Annotated in this window: 16 protein-coding genes; 6 read left to right on the forward strand and 10 right to left on the reverse strand. The window is 63.6% G+C overall.

Annotated features, from left to right (window positions below; translation table 11 throughout):
• Positions 1–18: 18 nt before the first annotated feature.
• From urtE to urtA, 5 genes are all read right to left on the reverse strand, one after another.
• Positions 19–708 (reverse strand): urea ABC transporter ATP-binding subunit UrtE, encoded by a 690-nt coding sequence (gene urtE / locus XH84_RS18570; RefSeq protein WP_128922828.1) that lies wholly within the window; start codon positions 706–708, stop codon positions 19–21.
• 11 nt (positions 709–719) lie between these two features.
• Positions 720–1,475 carry an urea ABC transporter ATP-binding protein UrtD gene (gene urtD, locus XH84_RS18575; protein ID WP_128922827.1) on the reverse strand — a complete coding sequence of 252 codons (756 nt, stop codon included), beginning with the start codon at positions 1,473–1,475 and terminating at the stop codon, positions 720–722.
• A 10-nt stretch (positions 1,476–1,485) separates the two neighbouring features.
• Positions 1,486–2,628: an urea ABC transporter permease subunit UrtC gene (gene urtC, locus XH84_RS18580; RefSeq protein ID WP_164936676.1), complete on the reverse strand. Its 1,143-nt coding sequence runs from the start codon at positions 2,626–2,628 to the stop codon at positions 1,486–1,488.
• 17 nt (positions 2,629–2,645) lie between these two features.
• Positions 2,646–3,572 (reverse strand): urea ABC transporter permease subunit UrtB, encoded by a 927-nt coding sequence (gene urtB, locus XH84_RS18585; RefSeq protein ID WP_128922826.1) that lies wholly within the window; start codon positions 3,570–3,572, stop codon positions 2,646–2,648.
• Positions 3,573–3,706: 134 nt separating this feature from the next.
• Entirely contained in the window at positions 3,707–4,966 is a 1,260-nt protein-coding gene (gene urtA / locus XH84_RS18590) for an urea ABC transporter substrate-binding protein (protein WP_128922825.1), read from the reverse strand.
• 172 nt (positions 4,967–5,138) lie between these two features.
• On the opposite strand from urtA, the gene XH84_RS18595 reads away from it, so the two are divergent.
• Together XH84_RS18595 and XH84_RS18600 are read left to right on the forward strand one after the other, a co-directional pair.
• Positions 5,139–8,510, forward strand: a complete 3,372-nt coding sequence (locus XH84_RS18595; protein ID WP_128922824.1) for a hybrid sensor histidine kinase/response regulator — start codon at positions 5,139–5,141, stop codon at positions 8,508–8,510.
• Positions 8,494–9,420: a response regulator gene (locus XH84_RS18600; RefSeq protein ID WP_164936675.1), complete on the forward strand. Its 927-nt coding sequence runs from the start codon at positions 8,494–8,496 to the stop codon at positions 9,418–9,420. Before XH84_RS18595 ends, XH84_RS18600 begins: the two co-directional genes overlap by 17 nt.
• Before the next feature lie 241 nt (positions 9,421–9,661).
• On the opposite strand, the gene XH84_RS18605 is transcribed toward XH84_RS18600, so the two are convergent.
• A complete protein-coding gene (locus tag XH84_RS18605; RefSeq protein ID WP_128922823.1) occupies positions 9,662–11,164 on the reverse strand; it encodes a flavin-containing monooxygenase in 1,503 nt (500 codons plus the stop codon).
• Positions 11,165–11,287: 123 nt separating this feature from the next.
• On the reverse strand, positions 11,288–12,046 hold the full coding sequence (locus tag XH84_RS18610) for a S1 family peptidase (RefSeq protein ID WP_164936674.1): 759 nt from the start codon (positions 12,044–12,046) through the stop codon (positions 11,288–11,290).
• A 104-nt stretch (positions 12,047–12,150) separates the two neighbouring features.
• On the opposite strand from XH84_RS18610, the gene XH84_RS18615 reads away from it, so the two are divergent.
• Entirely contained in the window at positions 12,151–12,786 is a 636-nt protein-coding gene (locus XH84_RS18615; protein WP_164936673.1) for an HAD-IA family hydrolase, read from the forward strand.
• A 211-nt stretch (positions 12,787–12,997) separates the two neighbouring features.
• Here the strand turns inward: XH84_RS18615 and mtnA are convergent, their stop codons facing one another.
• The 3 genes from mtnA to XH84_RS18630 all read right to left on the reverse strand — a co-directional run bounded on the left by mtnA (position 12,998) and on the right by XH84_RS18630 (position 15,446).
• Positions 12,998–14,104 carry an S-methyl-5-thioribose-1-phosphate isomerase gene (gene mtnA, locus XH84_RS18620; RefSeq protein WP_128922821.1) on the reverse strand — a complete coding sequence of 369 codons (1,107 nt, stop codon included), beginning with the start codon at positions 14,102–14,104 and terminating at the stop codon, positions 12,998–13,000.
• Between the two features lie 18 nt (positions 14,105–14,122).
• The gene (locus tag XH84_RS18625) at positions 14,123–14,998 is read right to left on the reverse strand and encodes an S-methyl-5'-thioadenosine phosphorylase (RefSeq protein WP_128922820.1); all 876 of its coding nucleotides are present in this window, start codon (positions 14,996–14,998) and stop codon (positions 14,123–14,125) included.
• Positions 14,999–15,173: 175 nt separating this feature from the next.
• Positions 15,174–15,446, reverse strand: coding sequence for a phosphopantetheine-binding protein (locus XH84_RS18630; protein WP_128922819.1), 273 nt, complete (start codon positions 15,444–15,446; stop codon positions 15,174–15,176).
• Positions 15,447–15,802: 356 nt separating this feature from the next.
• On the opposite strand from XH84_RS18630, the gene XH84_RS18635 reads away from it, so the two are divergent.
• The 3 genes from XH84_RS18635 (at position 15,803) to XH84_RS18645 (ending at position 19,048) form a co-directional block, all read left to right on the forward strand.
• Positions 15,803–17,020, forward strand: a complete 1,218-nt coding sequence (locus XH84_RS18635) for an acyl-CoA dehydrogenase family protein (protein ID WP_128922818.1) — start codon at positions 15,803–15,805, stop codon at positions 17,018–17,020.
• Positions 17,021–17,074: 54 nt separating this feature from the next.
• On the forward strand, positions 17,075–18,055 hold the full coding sequence (locus XH84_RS18640) for an amino acid--[acyl-carrier-protein] ligase (RefSeq protein WP_128922817.1): 981 nt from the start codon (positions 17,075–17,077) through the stop codon (positions 18,053–18,055).
• A gap of 117 nt (positions 18,056–18,172) precedes the next feature.
• Positions 18,173–19,048 carry an acyl-CoA acyltransferase gene (locus tag XH84_RS18645; RefSeq protein ID WP_128922816.1) on the forward strand — a complete coding sequence of 292 codons (876 nt, stop codon included), beginning with the start codon at positions 18,173–18,175 and terminating at the stop codon, positions 19,046–19,048.
• Positions 19,049–19,210: the final 162 nt, after the last annotated feature.

Below are 19,210 nucleotides of genomic sequence, written 5' to 3' on the forward strand. Positions count from 1 at the left end.
CCCCTTTACTACGGTTGGTTAGACGGACAGATATTTCGAGACCTGCGCGGCATCGACGGCGTCGCGCGGATCGTCACGCACGATCTCGCCGTTCTCGATCACCAGCACCCGGTCGGCGATATCGAGCGCGAAGCTCAGGACCTGCTCGGACACCACGATCGAGAGCCCCTTCTCGTCGCGGATGCGCTTCAACGTGCGCGCCATCTCCTTGATGATCGACGGCTGGATGCCTTCGGTCGGCTCATCCAGAAGCAAGACCTTCGGCTTGGTCGCGAGCGCACGCGCGATGGCGAGCTGCTGCTGCTGGCCGCCGGAAAGGTTGCCGCCGCGACGGCCTTTCATTTCCAGCAGCACCGGGAACAATTCGTAGATATCGCCCGGCACCTCGGAGCCACCGGAGACGACGAGGCCGGTTTCGATGTTCTCCTTCACCGTCATTGTGGAGAAGATCATGCGGCCCTGCGGGACGTAGGCGAGGCCCTTGGCGACGCGCTCAAAGCTCTTGAGGCTGCCGAGCTCGGTGCCGTCCATGGTCACCGAGCCGCTTTTGGCGGGCAGGATGCCCATCAGCGACTTCATCAGCGTGGTCTTGCCCATGCCGTTGCGGCCCATGATCGCCACGATCTCGTTCGGCGCGACCTTGACGTTGAGCCCGTGCAGCACCTCGCTCTGGCCGTAGGCGACGTGGAGATCGGAAATTGCCAGCATCAGTGCGCTCCTTAGTGGCCGAGGTATACTTCAACGACCTTGGGATCGTTCTTCACCTTCTCCATGGTCCCCTCGGAGAGGATCTGGCCCTGGTGCAGCACGGTGACCTTGTGCGCGATGTCCTCGACGAACTTCATGTCGTGCTCGATCACCAGCACCGAGCGGTTCTTGATGATGCGGTTGAGCAATTCGGCGGTCTTGGCGCGCTCGGACACGCTCATGCCGGCGACGGGCTCGTCGAGCATCAGGAGGTCCGGGTCCTGGATCAGCAGCATGCCGATCTCGAGCCACTGCTTCTGGCCGTGGCTGAGCTCGTCGGCATAGGTGTTGAGCTTGTCCTTGAGGAAGATCATCTCCGCGACCTCTTCGACCCGGTCCGTCACCGGCTGGTCGCGCTGAAAGGTCAGCGAGCCGAATACGGTGCGGCCGCGCGGGAACGAGATCTCGAGGTTCTCGAACACGGTGAGGTCCTCGAACACCGACGGCGTCTGGAATTTGCGCCCGACGCCGGTCTGCACGATCTCGTTCTCCCTCATCTTCGTGAGCTCCTTGCCACGAAACTGAATCGAGCCCGAGGTCGCCTTGGTCTTGCCGCAGATCAGGTCGAGCACGGTGGTCTTGCCGGCGCCGTTGGGACCGATGATGACGCGAATCTCGTTCTCCTCGACGTAGAAGGAGAGATCGTTGACCGCCTTGAACCCGTCGAACGAGACGGTGAGGCCGGAGACCGCGAGCAGGAAGTCCTTGGGCTGGTGTCCGATGAGCACGATGTCCTCCTCACTCTGCCGGCGCGCCGTCGGCGACCGAATTGTCGTTCCAGCCCGGCTTCGCCTTGCGCGAGGCGAACAGCCGATCGATGCGCGGCTGCACGTAGTCGGCCCATAGCCCGGACAGACCATTCGGGAAGGCGAGCACCACCGCGATGAACAGAGCGCCGAGACCGAACAGCCAGAGTTGCGGGAAGGATTCCGACAGGCTGGTCTTGGCGAAATTCACCAGGATGGCGCCCCAAATCGCGCCGAAGATCGACATCCGCCCGCCGACCGCGGTGTAGATCACCATCTCGATCGACGGCACGATGCCGACAAAGGACGGCGACATGAAACCGACATTGAGCGCGAACGTGGCACCGCCGATCGCGGCGAAGACCGCGGCCATGCAGAAGGCGAAGATCTTGAAATTGGCGACGCTGTAGCCGGAGAAGCGGACGCGGTCCTCCTGTTCGCGCATCGCCACGAGAATACGGCCGAGCTTGGTCAGGCGGATGAACTGCGCGATGCCGATGCAGGCGAACAGCAGCACCACCTCGACGAAGTACAGGACGATCTTGGCGTGGTCGGGCCGAATGTCCCAACCCTTGAGCGTACGCAAATCGGTCATGCCGTTGATCCCGCCGGTATAGCCCTGTTGACCGACGATCAGGATCGTCAGGATGGCGGCCACGGCCTGGGTGATGATCGCGAAATAGGTGCCGCCGACGCGGCGCTTGAACATCGCGGTGCCGATGATCAGGGCGAACAGGCCGGGGACCAGGATGATGGCGAGGATGGTGAAGGCGAGGCTGTGGAACGGCTGCCAGAACAGCGGCAGTGACGTGATCTGATTCCAGTCCATGAAGTCGGGGATGCCGGGCGTCGACTGGATCTTGGTGTTCTCGACGCTCGAGGCCTCGAGCTTGAGGAACATCGCCATGCAATAGCCGCCGAGGCCGAAGAACACGCCCTGCCCCAGGCTCAAGATGCCGCCATAGCCCCAGCACAGCACGAGGCCGAGTGCGACAAAGGCGTAGGTCAGGTATTTCGCGACCAGATTGAGGCGGAAGACGTCGAGCGTCAGCGGCAGGATCACGAACAGCACGGCCGCGAGAGCAATGAAACCCATGAGCTCGGATCGATTGAAGAAGCGTGAGGTGATGATCATGACTTGCCTGCTTCTCGTTATTTGCGAACCTTGAGGGCGAAGAGGCCCTGCGGCCGCAGCATCAGGATGCCGACGACAGCGAGCAGCGTGAGCACCTTGGCCATCGAGCCCGACATGAAGAATTCGAGCGTCGATTGCGTCTGCGAGATCGAGAACGCGGAGGCGATGGTGCCGAGCAGGCTGGCGGCGCCGCCGAACACGACGACCAGGAACGTATCGACGATGTAGAGCTGTCCCGACGTCGGCCCGGTCGAGCCGATCATGGTGAAGGCGCTGCCGGCGATTCCGGCGATGCCGCAACCGAGGCCGAACGTGTAGCGGTCGACCTTCTCGGTATTGATGCCGACGGCGCCCGCCATGATGCGGTTCTGCACCACGGCACGCACCTGCCGGCCCCAGCGCGACATGTAGAGAACGTAGGCGACAGAGATGGTGATCAGCACGGTGAGGCACATCACGAAGACGCCGTTGATCGGCACTTCGATGCTGTCGGTGACGTGCAGCGAACCGAGCATCCATTGCGGCAGCTCGACGCCGACCTCGCGTGCGCCGAACACGGAGCGATAGGCCTGCTGCAGCATCAGGCTGAGGCCCCAGGTGGCGAGCAGCGTATCGAGCGGACGCTTGTACAGATGCCGTATCAGCGCCCATTCCACCAGCATGCCCAACGCACCTGACGCGACAAAGGCCAGGATCATCGCGAGAAAGAAGTAACCGCTGAACAGGCTCGGCAAATAGGCCTGGAAGAGATTGGAGGTCATCCAGGTGACGTAGGCTCCGAGGATCATGAACTCGCCATGGGCCATGTTGATGACGCCCATCTGGCCGAAGATGATGGCAAGCCCGAGCGCCATCAGGACGTAGACCGAGAACAGGATCAGCCCGGCAAAGCCCTGCATGACGAAGATGGAGCCGAGATCACCAAGCGAGTAGTCGCCGAACATCGATGTCCTCCGTCAGGGATAAGGGTCCCGCGTCGCGATGCAGAGTGGCGACGCGGGGTCTTGAGGCTTGGACTTGCGATCCACGCCAGGGAGCGGCTTGCCTTTTCGGGAAACTGCGGCGGACGCCGCGGCTCTTATTGATAGCCCTTGGGGAACGGATCCGGCTCGACGAGATCGGCGGTCTCGTAGATCAGCTCGAACTGGCCATCGAGCTTGGCGCGCCCCACCCGGGTCTTCGACCAGAGGTGATGATTCTCGTGGATGCGCACGTAACCTTCCGGAGCCCCCTTGAACTCGACGCCCGGCGAGGCCGCCGCGATCTTGTCGACATCGAAGGAGCCGGCCTTCTCGACCGTCAATTTCCACAACCACGGGCCGAGATAGGCAGCCTGGGTGACGTCTCCGATGACGGTCTTCTCGCCCCACATCTTCTTGAACGCCGGCACGAAGGCCTTGTTGTTCGGATTGTCGAGCGACTGGAAGTACTTCATGCAGGCATAGGCGCCCGCAATGTTTTCGCCACCGATGCCATCGATTTCGTCTTCGGTCACCGAGATCGTCAGCAGCGCTTGCTTGGAAAGGTCGATGCCGGCGGCCTTGAGCTGCTTGTAGAAGGCGACGTTGGAGCCGCCGACGACGTCGGTGAAGATGACGTCGGGCTTGGTCAGCTTGATCTTGTTGATGACCGAGTTGAACTGGGTGTTGCCGAGCGGATAATACTCCTCGCCGACCACCTTGCCCTTCAGCACGTTCTCGACGTGCTTGCGCGCGATCTTGTTCGAGGTGCGGGGCCAGATGTAGTCGGAACCGATGAAGAAGAACGATTTTGCGCCCTTCTCCTTGGCGATCCAGTTCAGGCCGGCGAGGATCTGCTGGGTCGCTTCCTGGCCGGTGTAGATGACGTTCTTGGACTGCTCGAGGCCTTCATAGAAGGTCGGGTAGTAAAGCATACCGTTATACTGCTCGACGACCGGCAGCACCGCCTTGCGCGAGGCCGAGGTCCAGCAACCCATGATCGCTGCGACCTTGTCGTTGACCAAGAGTTTCTTGGCCTTTTCCGCAAAGGTCGGCCAATCGCTGGCGCCGTCTTCCTGGATGAACTTGATCTTGCGCCCGAGCACGCCGCCGGCGGCGTTGATCTGCTCGATGGCGAGCTTTTCAGCTTCGATCGAGCCGGTCTCGGAGATCGCCATGGTGCCGGTCGCCGAGTGCAGGATCCCGACCGTCACCTCGGTGTCGGTGACCGCGAGGCCCGTGGTGTTGACCGCCGAGGTCGCGGGAGCCTGGGCAAAAGACGCCCGCGGCAGCATCGTCATGGCCGGCACGGCGGCCATTCCCATCAATAATTTGCGCCGAAGCGGCGATAACAGGCCCTTGTTTGCTTCGTCCGACATGAGCACCCCACTTTTTGTTCGAGAACACGCGATTGGTGCCGTGAGGATGGCTCGGATCTGGGCGGCAAAAGCATACGCAAGATCGCGTATACTGCACCGCAAAATGCCGACGTAGGCTTTTGGTACGGAATTTGCGAGGGGCTCCGGGTCCGTATCGGGAGTGGGGTAGAGCGTGGCAGGGCGGCAGCGAATAGACCGCGTCAGGCGCCAGTACAACCAGTGGGTCGCCAACCAGACGTTGGAAGACTACGCGCTGCGCTTCACGGCCAAGAGCGCGCGCCGCTGGTCCGCCGCCAGGGTCGCCAACACTGCGCTGGGCGCGATCTCGTTCCTGGCGATGGAGGCGATCGGCGGCACCATCACCCTGAACTATGGCGTCACCAACGCGACCGCCGCCATCCTCGTGGTCTCTCTCATCATCTTCTGCTGTGGTGTGCCCATCGCCTATTATGCCGCCAAATGCGGCATCGACATCGACCTGCTCACGCGCGGCGCCGGCTTCGGCTACATCGGCTCGACTGTCACCTCGCTGATCTACGCGTCCTTCACCTTCATCTTCTTTGCGATCGAAGCCGTGATCCTGGCGTCCGCGCTCGAGATGTGCTTCGGAATTCCGCGGCCGGTCGGCTATCTCATCAGCGCCGTCGTGATCATCCCGCTGGTGGCTTACGGCATCACGTTGATCAGCCGCTTCCAATTGTGGACGCAGCCGCTGTGGATCGTGCTCCACATCATTCCGTTCGCGGCGATCGCCTGGCACAACCCGCACTCCTTCACGGAATGGCGCAAGTTCGCGGGTGAGCACGGCGATCTCAACGGCCACTTCGATCTGCTGCTGTTCGGGGTTGCGGCCTCGGTCGTGTTTTCGCTGGTGGCGCAGATCGGCGAGCAGGTCGACTTCCTGCGATTCTTGCCGCGCGACCGCCGCGCGTCCAGGGCCTCCTGGTGGTTGGCGCTGATGAGCGCAGGGCCGGGCTGGATCGTGCTTGGTGCGCTGAAACTCCTGGCGGGCTCATTCCTCGCCTTCTTCGCGCTCAGCCATGGCGTGCCGCCCGAGGAGGCGGCCGAGCCGGCGCATATGTATCTCGAAGCGTTCCGCTACGTGCTGTCGCAGCCCGATCTTGCGCTGGCCTTGACCGGCACGTTCGTGATCCTGTCGCAGGTCAAGATCAACGTCACCAACGCCTATGCCGGCTCGATCGCCTGGTCGAACTTTTTCTCGCGCCTGACCCACAGCCATCCCGGCCGCGTGGTGTGGCTGGTCTTCAACGTCATCGTGGCGCTGCTGTTGATGGAGATCGGCGTCTACAAGGCCCTGGAGCAGACGCTGGCTCTGTATTCGAACGTCGCGATCGCCTGGGTCGGCGCGCTGGTCGCCGATCTCATCGTCAACAAGCCGCTTGGATTGCGGCCACAGCAGATCGAATTCAAGCGCGCGCATCTCTACGACGTCAATCCGGTCGGCGTGGGCGCGATGACGATCGCAACCATCGTCTCCATCAGTGCCTTTTACGGTCTGTTCGGGCCTACCGCGAAGGCGTTGTCGGCCTTCATAGCGCTCGCGGCTGCCTTCATCACCGCACCGTTGATTGCCTGGGCCACAGGCGGCAAGTACTACATCGCACGCAAGCCGAAGCGTAGCTGGCAGAACATCGAGTCGATCCAGTGCTGTATCTGCGAACACGCGTTCGAGCCGGAGGACATGGCCTCCTGCCCCGCTTACGCGGGGCCGATCTGCTCCCTGTGCTGTTCGCTGGACGCCCGCTGCCACGATCTCTGCAAGCCGCACGCGCGGATCCAGGCGCAAGTGTCGGAGACGCTGGGCAAGCTGATGCCGCAGCCGATTTACGCGCGGATCAACTCGCAGCTCGGCCACTATGTCGGCGTGTTCGTGGTCTCCGCGGGCCTCGTCGCGCTGGTGCTCGGACTGATCTATCTGCAGACATCGGCGAGCGTGCATGGCGAGACCACGCTCGTCTCCGAGGTGCTCTGGAAGGTGTTCTTCTCGCTCAGCATCATCATCGGCGTGGTGGCCTGGCTGTTCGTGCTGGCGCAGCAGAGCCGCCGCGCGGCTGAAGCCGAGACGCGCCGGCAGACCACGCTGCTGATCCAGGAGATCGACGCCCACAAGCGCACCGACGCCGAGCTTCAGCGCGCCAAGGAAGTCGCCGAATCCGCCAACCTCGCCAAAAGCCGGTACGTGGTGGGCCTGAGCCACGAGCTGCGTTCGCCGCTGAATGCGATCAGCGGCTATGCCCAGCTGCTGGAGCAGGATGCGACGCTGAGCATCAAGCCGCGCGACCAGGTCCGCGTCGTCCGCCGCAGCGCCGACCACCTCTCCGGCCTGATCGACGGCATTCTGGACATCTCCAAGATCGAGGCAGGGCGACTGTATCTGTCGCGCGACGAGGTGCGCCTCGGCGAATTCCTCGACCAACTCGTCGGCATGTTCCGCCTGCAGGCCGCCGCCAAGGGCATCGACTTCGTGTTCCGGCGGCCTCCACACCTACCGCTCGTGGTCTATGCCGACGAGAAGCGGCTGCGCCAGGTGCTGATCAACCTGCTCTCCAACGCGATCAAGTTCACCCAGACCGGCAGCGTGCAGTTCGTCGTGCACTATCGCAGCCCCGTCGCCGAGTTCGAAGTGATCGACACCGGCCCAGGCATCCAGGGCGACGACCTCGAGCGCATCTTCGCGCCCTTTGAGCGCGGCGCGCTCGGCGTCTCGCAGCCGCAGACCGGCACCGGACTCGGCTTGACCATCAGCCGCCTGCTGGCCGGGGTGATGGGCGGCGATATCAAGGTGACGAGCACGGTCGGCACCGGCTCGACCTTCAAGGTCAAGATCCTGCTCTCCGAGGTCACAAATCCGCAGCGCATCGCGCCGATTGAGGCCCCGGTCTCCGGCTATCACGGCGCGCGCAAGACCATCCTCATCACCGACGACGATCCGGTTCATCGCGACCTCCTGCGCGAGGTGCTGACGCCGCTCGGTTTCATCCTGCTCAGTGCTCCCGACGGTCCCGGCTGCCTCGCGCTGGCGCAGCATTGCCGGCCCGATTTGTTCCTGCTCGACATCTCGATGCCGGCCATGGACGGCTGGGCCGTGGCGGAGGCCTTGCGCGCGAGCGGCCACCGCCAGGCGCGCATCCTGATGGTATCGGCGAGCGCGCTGGAAGCCCACGGCACGCCGCTGGCACAGCCCTTCCACGACGGCTACCTGATGAAGCCGATCGACATTCCCCGGCTCCTGGAGACGATCCGCCAGCTGCTCAAAGTCGAATGGCAATACGGCTCGGACGAGATCGCGGTGTCGTTCTGGCGTCCCGAAAGTGGATCAACGCCGCCGGCGCGGCACATCGAGGCGCTGATCGGGCTCGGCCAGATCGGCTACGTCAAGGGCATTCAGTTGAAGCTGGACGAGATCGGCAGCGAGCATCCGGAGCACGCCGACTTCGTCGCGCAGATGCGGTCGCTGGTCGATCGCTTCGATCTCGAGCAATACATGGCCACATTGAAGACATTGCATGCGCATGAGCATTGAGCCGAAGAAGCGCGACGTCGCGCTCGTTGTCGATGACTCTCCGGAGACGCTGCGGCTGCTGACCGACGCGCTCGATGGCGCCGGCATGACGGTGATGGTGGCGCTCGATGGCGCAGCCGCGATACGCATCATCGACCAGATCACGCCCGACATCGTGCTGCTCGATGCCGTGATGCCCGGCATCGACGGCTTCGAGACCTGCCGCCGGCTCAAGCGCGATGCGGACCTTGCCAATGTCCCTGTGATCTTCATGACGGGCCTTGCCGAAACCGAGCACATCGTGCGCGGGCTCGAGGCCGGCGGCGTCGACTACGTGACCAAGCCGATCGCGATCGAGGAGATGCTGGCGCGCATTCGCGTCCATCTCGGCAATGCCCGGCTGACACAGAGTGCGCGCGCCGCGCTCGACGTCTCTGGCCGCTTCCTGTTCGCGGTCAACCGCCAGGGCAATTTGCTCTGGGCGACGCCGCAGGCGCAGAAGCTGATGTCCGACCATCAAGGCGCACAGGCCGACGACTTCGTCCTGTCGCCAACGCTGCTGCAATGGCTGGAGCAGGCCAAGGCCAAGGGTAGTTCGAAATCTCAGGCGACCTCGTTACCAGACAATCCGCAGCTCCGGCTCTATTATATGGGCGAAACGGCGCCGAACGAGTTTCTGCTGCGGCTCTCCAGGGAGTCCGGCACCGCGCTCCCGCCCGAATTCACCAGCGAGCTCGGCCTCACCACCCGCGAGGGCGAGGTGCTCGCCTGGCTCAGCAAGGGCAAGACCAACCGGGACATCGCGCAGATCCTGGGCCTCAGCCCGCGCACGGTCGACAAGCATCTCGAGCAGATCTATGCCAAGCTCGGCGTGGAGAACCGGACGGCAGCCGCGGCGATTGCCACGAATGCAACGCGAAGGAATTCGTGAGCTGCTGGAGATGAGTTGGCGCGCCGCTGACCCAACAACCGCTGTCGTCCCGGACAAGCGAAGCGCAGATCCGGGACCCATAACCACAGGGAGACGTTTGGCGAAGGCTCGGAGTGACCCGCTCGCTCCATAACCACGCCCTGTAATTATGGGTCCCGGGTTCGCTACGCGCCCCGGGACGACAGCGGAGTGTGTGGTGAGTGCCGCCGCCCCTCACGCGATCCCTCGCCAAGGACCACCCTCACCCGTACACAAACGCCTTGTCATCCAGATCCGTCTTCGGGATCTCGTCCTTCTCGGTCCAGTAATCCTGGCTGTGCTGCCATTCCGGCTTGTCGCCGCGCTTGGGCAACAGGTCCATGTTGCGCATCATGTAGCCGGGATTGAAGTTTTCCGGATCGATCCAGGGCAGGATCGGCATGTTGTGGTCTTCGGGGCGCAGTTTCACCTCGACCTTCTTGGCGCCCTTGGCCTTCATGTGGCCAAGCAGCCGGCAGACGAAATCGGCGACGAGGTCGACGCGGAGCGTCCAGCTGGCGCGGAAATAGCCGAACACCCAGACCATGTTCGGAACGCCCGTGAACATCATGCCGCGATAGGTGACGGTGTCGCCGAAGGCGAGCGGCTTGCCGTCGATCTCGAAGGCGATGTCGCCAAGCGCGGCGAGATTGAAGCCGGTTGCGGTCACGATGACATCGGCCTCGAGCAGCTTGCCCGATTTCAGCTGGATGCCGTTCTCGACGAAGCATTCGATCTCGTCGGTGACGACAGAAGCCTTGCCGCTGGCAATGCCCTTGAACAGGTCGGCATCCGGCACAAAGGCGATGCGCTGCCGCCACGGCCGGTAGGTCGGCGTGAAGTGCGTCTCGACATCGTAGTCGGGACCGAGCACCGCGCTGATCTGGCCGATCAGGTCCTTCTTCACCTGCTCGGGCTTGGACACGCAGAGCTTCGTGAAGGCATCCTGCTCGAACAGGATCTTGCGCCGCACGATCTCGTGGATCCACTCCTCGTCGACCTGAAGCCGGCGCAGCTCCTCCGCGATCTCGATGGCGTTGCGGCCGAGCCGGAAATAGGTCGGCGAGCGCTGCAACATGGTGACATGCGCGCATTTGTCCGCGATGTTCGGCACCAGCGTCGCTGCCGTCGCGCCCGAGCCGATCACGACGACCTTCTTGTTGGTGAGATCGATATCATCAGGCCAGGTCTGGGGATGGACGATGCGCCCCTTGAAGCGGTCCATGCCCTTCCATTCCGGCGTGTAGCCTTCCGAATGGCGGTAATAGCCCTGACACATCCAGAGGAAGTTTGCGGTGAACGTCTTAGGCTCCCCGGTGTCGGTCGTCACCGCCTCGATGGTCCAGAGATTCTGCTCGCTCGACCAGCTCGCGGAATTGATCCTGTGCTTGTAGCGGATGTGTCTTGCGATATCGTTGTCGTCGATCACCTCTTTCATATAGGAGAGGATCTCCTCGGCGGTCGCAATCGGCGGGCCGACCCACGGCTTGAAACTGTAGCCGAAGGTATGGAGGTCGCTGTCGGAGCGAATGCCGGGATAACGATGTGTGCTCCAGGTGCCGCCGAACGTTTCCTGCGTCTCGAGGATGACGTAGCTCGTGCCTGGCAACTGCTTCTGGACGTGATAGGCGCTGCCGATGCCGGAGATGCCGGCGCCGACGATCAGCACGTCGAAATGTTCGGAAGCTTGCTTGGTAGCGGTGTGACCGCGAACAGCGACATTCATTGTTGCTTCTATGCCTTGGTTGTTTTGTGGTCACCCTTGACGGGCGACGCGTTTCCTCCGCGGCCGACATGATCACCCGCCGCGCTTCCGCTTCAAAATGACATAGATCAAGTCGCGGTCAAATCACAGCGCCGCACCCCAGCTCCGCGCGGTCTGCAAGATCCAATCGCGGTACAGCGTGAGCGGCGTGACGCCGGTCAATCCGCCGCAACCGGCGGCGCCGTTCGGCCCCGTGGACCAGCTGACGAGGCCGACGAGAACGGCACCATTCGGCTTATCTTCGAGCACAGGACCGCCGGAATCGCCCGTGCAAGCACCGATTCCCTCGCGAACCCCGTTGGTTAAGGGATCGACCAGCCGGATCTGGAGCGTGCCGGGCTGGCCGGTGGCAACGAGCGCGGCGACACGCGTCGTGCCGCCGCTCTTGCCGTCACCGCGGACCGTGACGCCAATGCCGGCGATGACGAAGCGGCTGCCGACCTGGATTGGGATCGTCGGCATGCCGATCGTCACCGTGGATTTTCCCTTGAGTGGAATTTCCAGTTGCAGCAATGCCACGTCGGCGGTGGCACGGTGCGACTGCATCGCCTGCATGTTGAAGTCCGGATGGATCGCGACCGCGCGGACATTCAGCAATTGCGGCGTGCCGTCGGCTCCGCGATCGACGATCTTGTAGTCCGCGCCGGGCTGCACGCAGTGGGCGACCGTCAGGACCACGCGCGGTGCAATCAGGCTGCCCGTGCAGAAATTGCCTCGCGAGCCGACGATGGTGACGACGGCGCGCGCGACACCATCGGCCTGCGGCGTGCCGCCGCCGACGATGGCATGAGCTGGCCCGACTATCAGCAGCGCAGCTATGACGAGAGTTGCAAGCTTCTTCATGGGAACATGCTTCGGCATCGGTGACAGCGGGAGATTGCTTCGGACTGGCCCTTGCCGATAGCGCATGCTAGCCGTCTTGGAAAGGAATTGACGAGGGCAGGATAGTGGCGATCGAGGCTGTGATCTTTGATTTTGGCGGCGTGCTGACGAGCTCGCCGTTCGAGGCGTTCGCGCGGTTCGAGACGGCGCGCGGCCTGCCCGTCGATATCATCCGGCGCACCAACGCCGCCAACCATCTGGAAAACGCCTGGGCCAGGTTCGAGCGCGCCGAGGTCGATATCGAGACGTTCGATCGTCTGTTTGCCGAGGAATCGCTGGCACTCGGCGCTGAGGTGCGCGGCCGCGAGGTGCTGCCGCTGCTGCAGGGCGACCTCCGCCCCGAGATGGTCGAGGCCTTGAAGCGCATCAAGGCGCAATTCAAGACCGGCTGCATTACCAACAATCTGCCGGCCAATGCCATTGGCAGCATGACGGGGCGATCGCTTTATATCGCCGAGGTCATGGTGCTGTTCGATCACGTGATCGAATCCGCCAAGATCGGCCTGCGCAAGCCTGACCCGCGCATCTACAAGATGATGGTGGAGACGCTGAAGGTCGATCCGGACAACTGCGTCTATCTCGACGATCTCGGCGTCAATCTGAAGCCCGCGCGCGAGATGGGCATGACCACGATCAAGGTGACCAGTGGCGCGCAGGCGATCGCCGAGCTTGAAAAGGCGACAGGCCTGAAGCTGGGGTAGTCGTTCCTCGTCATTGCGAGCGAAGCGAAGCAATCCAGAATCCCGCCACGGCGACAGTCTGGATTGCTTCGTCGCAAGGGCTCCTCGCAATGATGGTGGGAACGATCTCGCCTGGCAGGTCGACGGGCTGTAGGGTGGGCGAAGCGAAGCGTGCCCACCACAAGCAGGTGGTGGGCACGGCGCTTCCGCGCCTTTGTCCACCCTACGAGAGCTATTTCGCCGCGGACGCGATGCGCTCCGGGAATGCCGCCGCCAGCGCGGCACGATCGGGCTTGAGCACGCCGCGCTCGGTGATGAGGCCGGTGACAAGCCGCGCCGGCGTCACGTCGAAGGCATAGTTCGCGACCGGCGAGCCCTCGGGCACGATGCGCACCGTCTCCAGCCGGCCGTCCGCGGTGCGGCCGGTCATATCGGTAACCTCAGCGCCGCTGCGCTGCTCGATCGGGATGTCGCGAATGCCGTCATGGACGGCGAAATCGATCGTCGGCGAGGGCAGCGCGACGTAGAACGGCACGTTATTGTCGTGCGCGGCCAGCGCCTTGAGATAGGTGCCGATCTTGTTGCAGACGTCGCCATTGGCGGCGACGCGGTCGGTGCCGACGATGGCGAGATCGACCAAGCCGTGCTGCATCAGGTGGCCGCCGGTGTTGTCCGGGATCACCGTGTGCGGCACGCCGTGATGACCGAGCTCCCAGGCGGTGAGCGAGGCGCCCTGATTGCGCGGACGCGTCTCGTCGACCCAGACATGGATCTTGATGCCGCGCTCATGCGCAAGATAGATCGGCGCCGTCGCGGTCCCCCAGTCGACCGTAGCGAGCCAGCCGGCATTGCAATGGGTCAGCACGTTGACCGTCTCGCCCGGCTTCTTCGCTGCGATCGCCTCGATCAGCTTCAGGCCGTTGTCGGCGATGCCACGATTGATCTCGACATCCTGCTCGACGATCTCGTCAGCGCGCGCGTAGGCTACCTCGGCCCGCTCGAGCGGGTCGATCGGCGCAAGCGTCGCGCGCATCTCGTCCAGCGCCCATTTCAGATTGATCGCTGTCGGCCGCGCCACCACGAGCGTGTCGTAAGCACGCTTCAGGCCGGCGTCGGAGGCGTCCTCGCGCATGGCGAGCGCCATGCCATAGGCCGCGGTCGCGCCGATCAGCGGCGCGCCGCGCACCAGCATGTCGCGGATTGCGACGGCTGCGTCTTCGCATGAGGTCAGCTTCGCGACGACGAACTCATGCGGCAGCCGGCGCTGATCGATCGCGCCGACCGACCAGCCATCGCGTTCGCGCCAGATGCTGCGGAAATGCCTGCCGTCGACCTTCATGGCATTCTGCCTTTCGTCTCACGCCCGCAGCACGCGCCCCGCCACCGCGTCGAGCTTCCTAAGGAGCTCCGGATCGCGCGCCTCGGGCGCCGTGATCAGCGCGGTGTCGAGCGCACGGTCCGAGCCGATCGGGCACGGCTCGTGCTCGCGCGGAAGATCCTTTGCCAGCCGCGCCACCAGCGCCTTCGCCTTGTCGGCGTTCGACGTCAAGACGCGGATGATGTCCTGCACCGTGACGGCATCGTGGTCGGGATGCCAGCAATCGAAATCCGTCACCATCGCAACCGTGGCGTAACAGATCTCCGCCTCGCGTGCGAGCTTCGCCTCGGGCATGTTGGTCATGCCGATCACGGAATAGCCCAGCGTCTTGTAGGTCATGCTCTCGGCGTAGGTGGAGAATTGTGGCCCCTCCATGCAGACATAGGTTCCGCCGCGCGCAATCGCGATGCCCTCCGCTTCGGCGGCCGTGGCGAGGTGGATGCGCAACCGCGGCGAGACCGGATGCGCCATCGACACATGCGCGACGCAGCCCTTGCCGAAGAACGAGCTCTCCCGCTTGTGGGTACGGTCGACGAACTGATCGACGAGCACAAAGGTGCCGGGCGGCATCTCCTCTTTGAACGAGCCGCAGGCGGATAGCGAGATCAGGTCGGTGACACCGGCGCGCTTCAGCACGTCGATATTGGCGCGATAGTTGATGTCGGAGGGCGACAGCCGGTGACCCCTGTCGTGCCGCGGCAGGAACACGATCGGCAGGCCGGCGATGGTGCCGCGCCTTAAGGGAGCCGACGGCTCGCCCCAAGGGCTGCTGATCACCTCTTCGCGCGCGCCCTCGAGGCCCGGCAGATCGTAGATGCCTGAACCGCCGATGATGCCCAATACCGCCTGCGCCATGCCTGCTCCACCCATCCGCCACGTGCGAGATGGCTAAGCTATGCCAGTTTTGCGGCGGTTTTGGAACGGGGGGTAGTGGGAAGATGCTGGTGCTGCGAGGGGCAAAGCGCGGACCTCGTACACGGTGTCGTCCCTGCGAACGCAGGGACGACCCGGGGAGAGATCGGGGCTCTAGTCAAGCCGCGTTCGCCAGCCGCAACTGAGTCGCCACCATCCGCTCCAGCGTCTCGACGGACTGGAAATTCTCCGGCGTGATCTCCGACTGCGGGATGGTGAAGTCGAACTCGGCTTCCACGCCGAGCATCAGATTGACCATGTCCATCGAGGTCAGACCGGCATCGACCAGCTTGGCGGACGGCGTGACGTCGGCGCTGAGCGAATTCTGTTCGAGGATGCCCTTCACCAGCTTGATGATGCGATTGCGCAATTCGGTATCAAAGGCCTGCATCGGCAAATTCCCGTCTGTCTGTCAAAAATCGGACCGGCTTCCGGCTACAATGGGCATGGCCTGCCGATCCCGCAATGGAGAGCACCATTACTTCGCGTTTCTTAGTAAACGATGACTCAGATTGTCTGGAATTCGGGCTTCTTCCAGAATCCTAACGCGATGCTGGAAAATCGGGTGGTGCAAACAACCCGACCTTAACTGTTCATTCGGAATTGGCCTTTGTTTACCCTCTATTTCATCGACGAATTTGAATTAAATCCGTAGCCTCGTCTCACAAGCAAAGATGACCGGAGGATCGCCGGCGGCATCGCGAATGATGCCGGCGATCTCGAACGGCAAACCGGAGGCGGACGAGTATGAACGTGCGTGAAGTGGTCCTCACTGTCGACGAAACGCAGACGAGCTTCCTCGAGCAGGGTCCCTCCCTGATCGAGCGTGCCGCCCGGACCGCCGCTGCGGCGGCGGCCGACGCGGACGAGGTCGATCGCGACGCCCGCTTCCCGCACAAGGCTTTCGAGGTCGCGCGCGAGCAGAAGCTGCTCGGCGTCATGATCCCGGTCGAGTTCGGCGGCTTCGGCGCCTCCATCTACGACGTCACGGACATCTGCTACGCGCTCGGACGCGCCTGCGCCTCGACCGCGATGATCTACGCGATGCACCAGACCAAGGTCGCCTGCATCATCAGGCACGGCCACGGCATCCCGTGGATGGAAACCATGATGCGCCGGGTTGCCCGCGACCAGTGGCTGCTCGCCTCCTCCACCACCGAAGGCCAAAACGGCGGCAACATCCGCGCCAGCGCCGCTGCCGTCGACCACGCCGGCGACACCGTCTCGCTGGTGCGCGATGCCACCGTGATCTCCTACGGCGCCGAGGCCGATGGTCTCGTCACCATCGCCCGTCGCGCCACCGATGCCGCCGCCTCCGACCAGGTGCTGCTGGCACTCGCCAAGGACGACTATTCGCTGAAGCGGACGCTGGGCTGGGAAACGCTCGGCATGCGCGGCACCTGCTCGACCGGGTTCGAGCTGAAGGTCGATTGCCCCGCCGACCGCGTCTTCCCGGAATCCTATGACAAGATCCACGCCCAGACCATGACGCCGTTCGCGCATCTGTGCTGGTCGTCGGCCTGGGCCGGCATCGCCGCAGCTGCCGTGACCCGCGCGCAAGCCTTCATCCGTAAGGCGGCCCGCAGCTCAGGCGGCCAGATGCCGCCGGCCGCGGCCCATTTCACCGCTGCCAAGATGTCGCTGGCAAGACTGCGCGCGCTGTTGTCGGCCAATGTCGATGCCTTTGCGCGCGCCGAGCATGACGAGCGCGCGCTCGGCTCGCTCGACTTCCAATCCTCGATCACGCTGCTGAAGGTGCAGGCCTCCGAGCTCGCGGTCGAGACCGTGATGCATGCGATGCGCACGGCCGGCCTCTCCGGCTACCGCAACGACGGCGAGTTCACCATGGGCCGGCACCTCCGCGACGTGCTGTCGTCTCCGATCATGATCAACAACGACCGCATTCTGGCCAATGCCGCGACATCGACGCTGATGAGCGGCGTGCCGACAAGCCTTCGCGACTAAGTGCTTGGCGACTGAACCAACAAGAACAATTTTGAGATAGCAGGATATCGAATCATGAACATTGCCGTCCTCCCCGATTCGCCCGCGACCGCGCCGCAGACGATCGATCCGCTCGATCATCTCGCCGACAAGCTGTTCCATCGGATGGGTGCCGACGGCGTCTATGCCCGCACTGCGCTCTATGAAGGCGTCGTCGAGAAGCTGGCCGCGCTGATCACCGGCCATCGCGAGACCGTCACCGAGGTGATGCGCTTCCCGCCGGTGATGAGCCGGGCTCAGCTGGAGAAATCCGGCTACCTCAAGAGCTTTCCGAACCTGCTCGGCTGCGTTTGCGGCCTGCACGGGACCGAGCGCGAGATCAACGCCGCGGTGAGCCGCTTCGATGCCGGCGGCGACTGGACCACCTCGCTGTCGCCCGCCGACCTCGTGCTGTCGCCCGCCGCCTGCTATCCGGTCTATCCGATCGCGGCGAGCCGCGGCCCCCTGCCGAAGGGTGGTTTGCGTTTCGACGTTGCAGCGGATTGCTTCCGCCGTGAGCCGTCAAAGCATCTCGACCGGCTGCAATCGTTCCGGATGCGCGAATATGTCTGTATCGGCAGCCCCGACGACGTCGCCGATTTTCGCGAGCGCTGGATGGTGCGGGCGCAGAAGATCGCGACCGACCTCGGCCTCACCTTCCGCGTCGATTATGCCAGCGACCCGTTCTTCGGCCGCGTCGGCCAGATGAAGGCGGTGAGCCAGAAGCAGCAGCAGCTCAAGTTCGAGCTCCTCATTCCGCTGCGCTCGGAAGAGCAGCCGACGGCCTGCATGAGCTTCAATTATCACCGCGAGCATTTCGGCACCACCTGGGGCATTCGGGACGCCAATGGCGAGCCGGCGCACACGGGCTGCGTCGCTTTCGGCATGGACCGGCTCGCGGTCGCCATGTTCCACACCCACGGCACCGACCTTTCGGCCTGGCCCGCCGGGGTGCGGGAGATCATGGGCATGCAGCCGTCGGCGACGGTCGGCGCCCATGGCGAAGGCTGGCGCTAAGAGCATGATCCGGATCCGAAGAACCGCGTCAGCGAAAAGTGCGAAGCGGTTTTCCGAAAAGATCATGCTGAAACAATAGACCAAACGAGGCCTGTCATTTCCACGGGTAAAACGAGCGTGATCCACACCAAGGTCCGATGCCGCGAGATCACCGAGTCCGACGCAGACGCGATTGCGGACTTGCTGACGCGCGGCTTCGTGGGCCGCTCGCGCGATTATTGGATCCAAGGCCTGCGCCGGCAGGCCTTCCGGCCCGTGCCGGAGGGCTATCCGCGCTTCGGCTACATGCTCGACAATGACGGCACGCCGGTCGGCGTGCTGCTGCTGATCTATACGGAACGCAGGAATGGCGAAGAGACCGCCATTCAGTGCAACCTGTCGAGCTGGTATGTCGATCCGGCCTACCGCAACTACGCTCCGCTGCTGACCAAGATCGCCCAGCGGCACAAGGACGTGACTTATCTCAACATCAGCCCGGCGCCGTGGACCTGGCCGATCATTGAGACCCAGGGCTTTCGTGCCTATTGCCGCGGCATATTCTTCTCGGTACCTGCACTGGCGCGCGTTCCGCGCTGGAGCGATATCGAGGTCGTCTCGCCTCACGCCAAGACGATCGAGGGGCTTTCCGAAGCCGAAACCGAGCTGCTGACGCGGCATGCGCGATACAATTGCCTCAGTCTGGTCTGCCGCTCGCCGCAGGGAACATTTCCCTTCATTCTGCAACCCGTGCGCATCCGCCGCGGCTTCATCGCGCCGCCTGCGATGAAGCTGATCTATTGCCGCAGCGCTGCCGAATACGCCGCCTGCGCAGGCCGTATCGGCCGGCTGCTGCTTCGGCTTGGCAAGATCGCGGTGGCGGTCGATTCCGATGGCCCGATTCCCGGCCTCGTCGGTATTTATACCGAGCGTCGCGGCCGCAAATATTTCAAAGGCCCGCATCGGCCGCAGCTCGGCGATCTCACGGATACGGAACTCGTGTTGTACGGGCCTTAAGCTGTCGTCCCTGCCTAGTGCGCAATTGCGCGCTAGGCAGGGACGACAGCGGAGTTTGCCGCACGATGGCGGCCGGCTCTCGCTTGCACCTCTTCATTTCCGACACTCTCTCCATCGCCGGTCACCCTCCGTAAACTACGGCACTTAAGGGAATTTTCCGGC

Source organism: Bradyrhizobium nanningense (genome assembly GCF_004114535.1).
In the GTDB taxonomy this organism is placed as follows: Bacteria; Pseudomonadota; Alphaproteobacteria; order Rhizobiales; family Xanthobacteraceae; genus Bradyrhizobium; species Bradyrhizobium nanningense.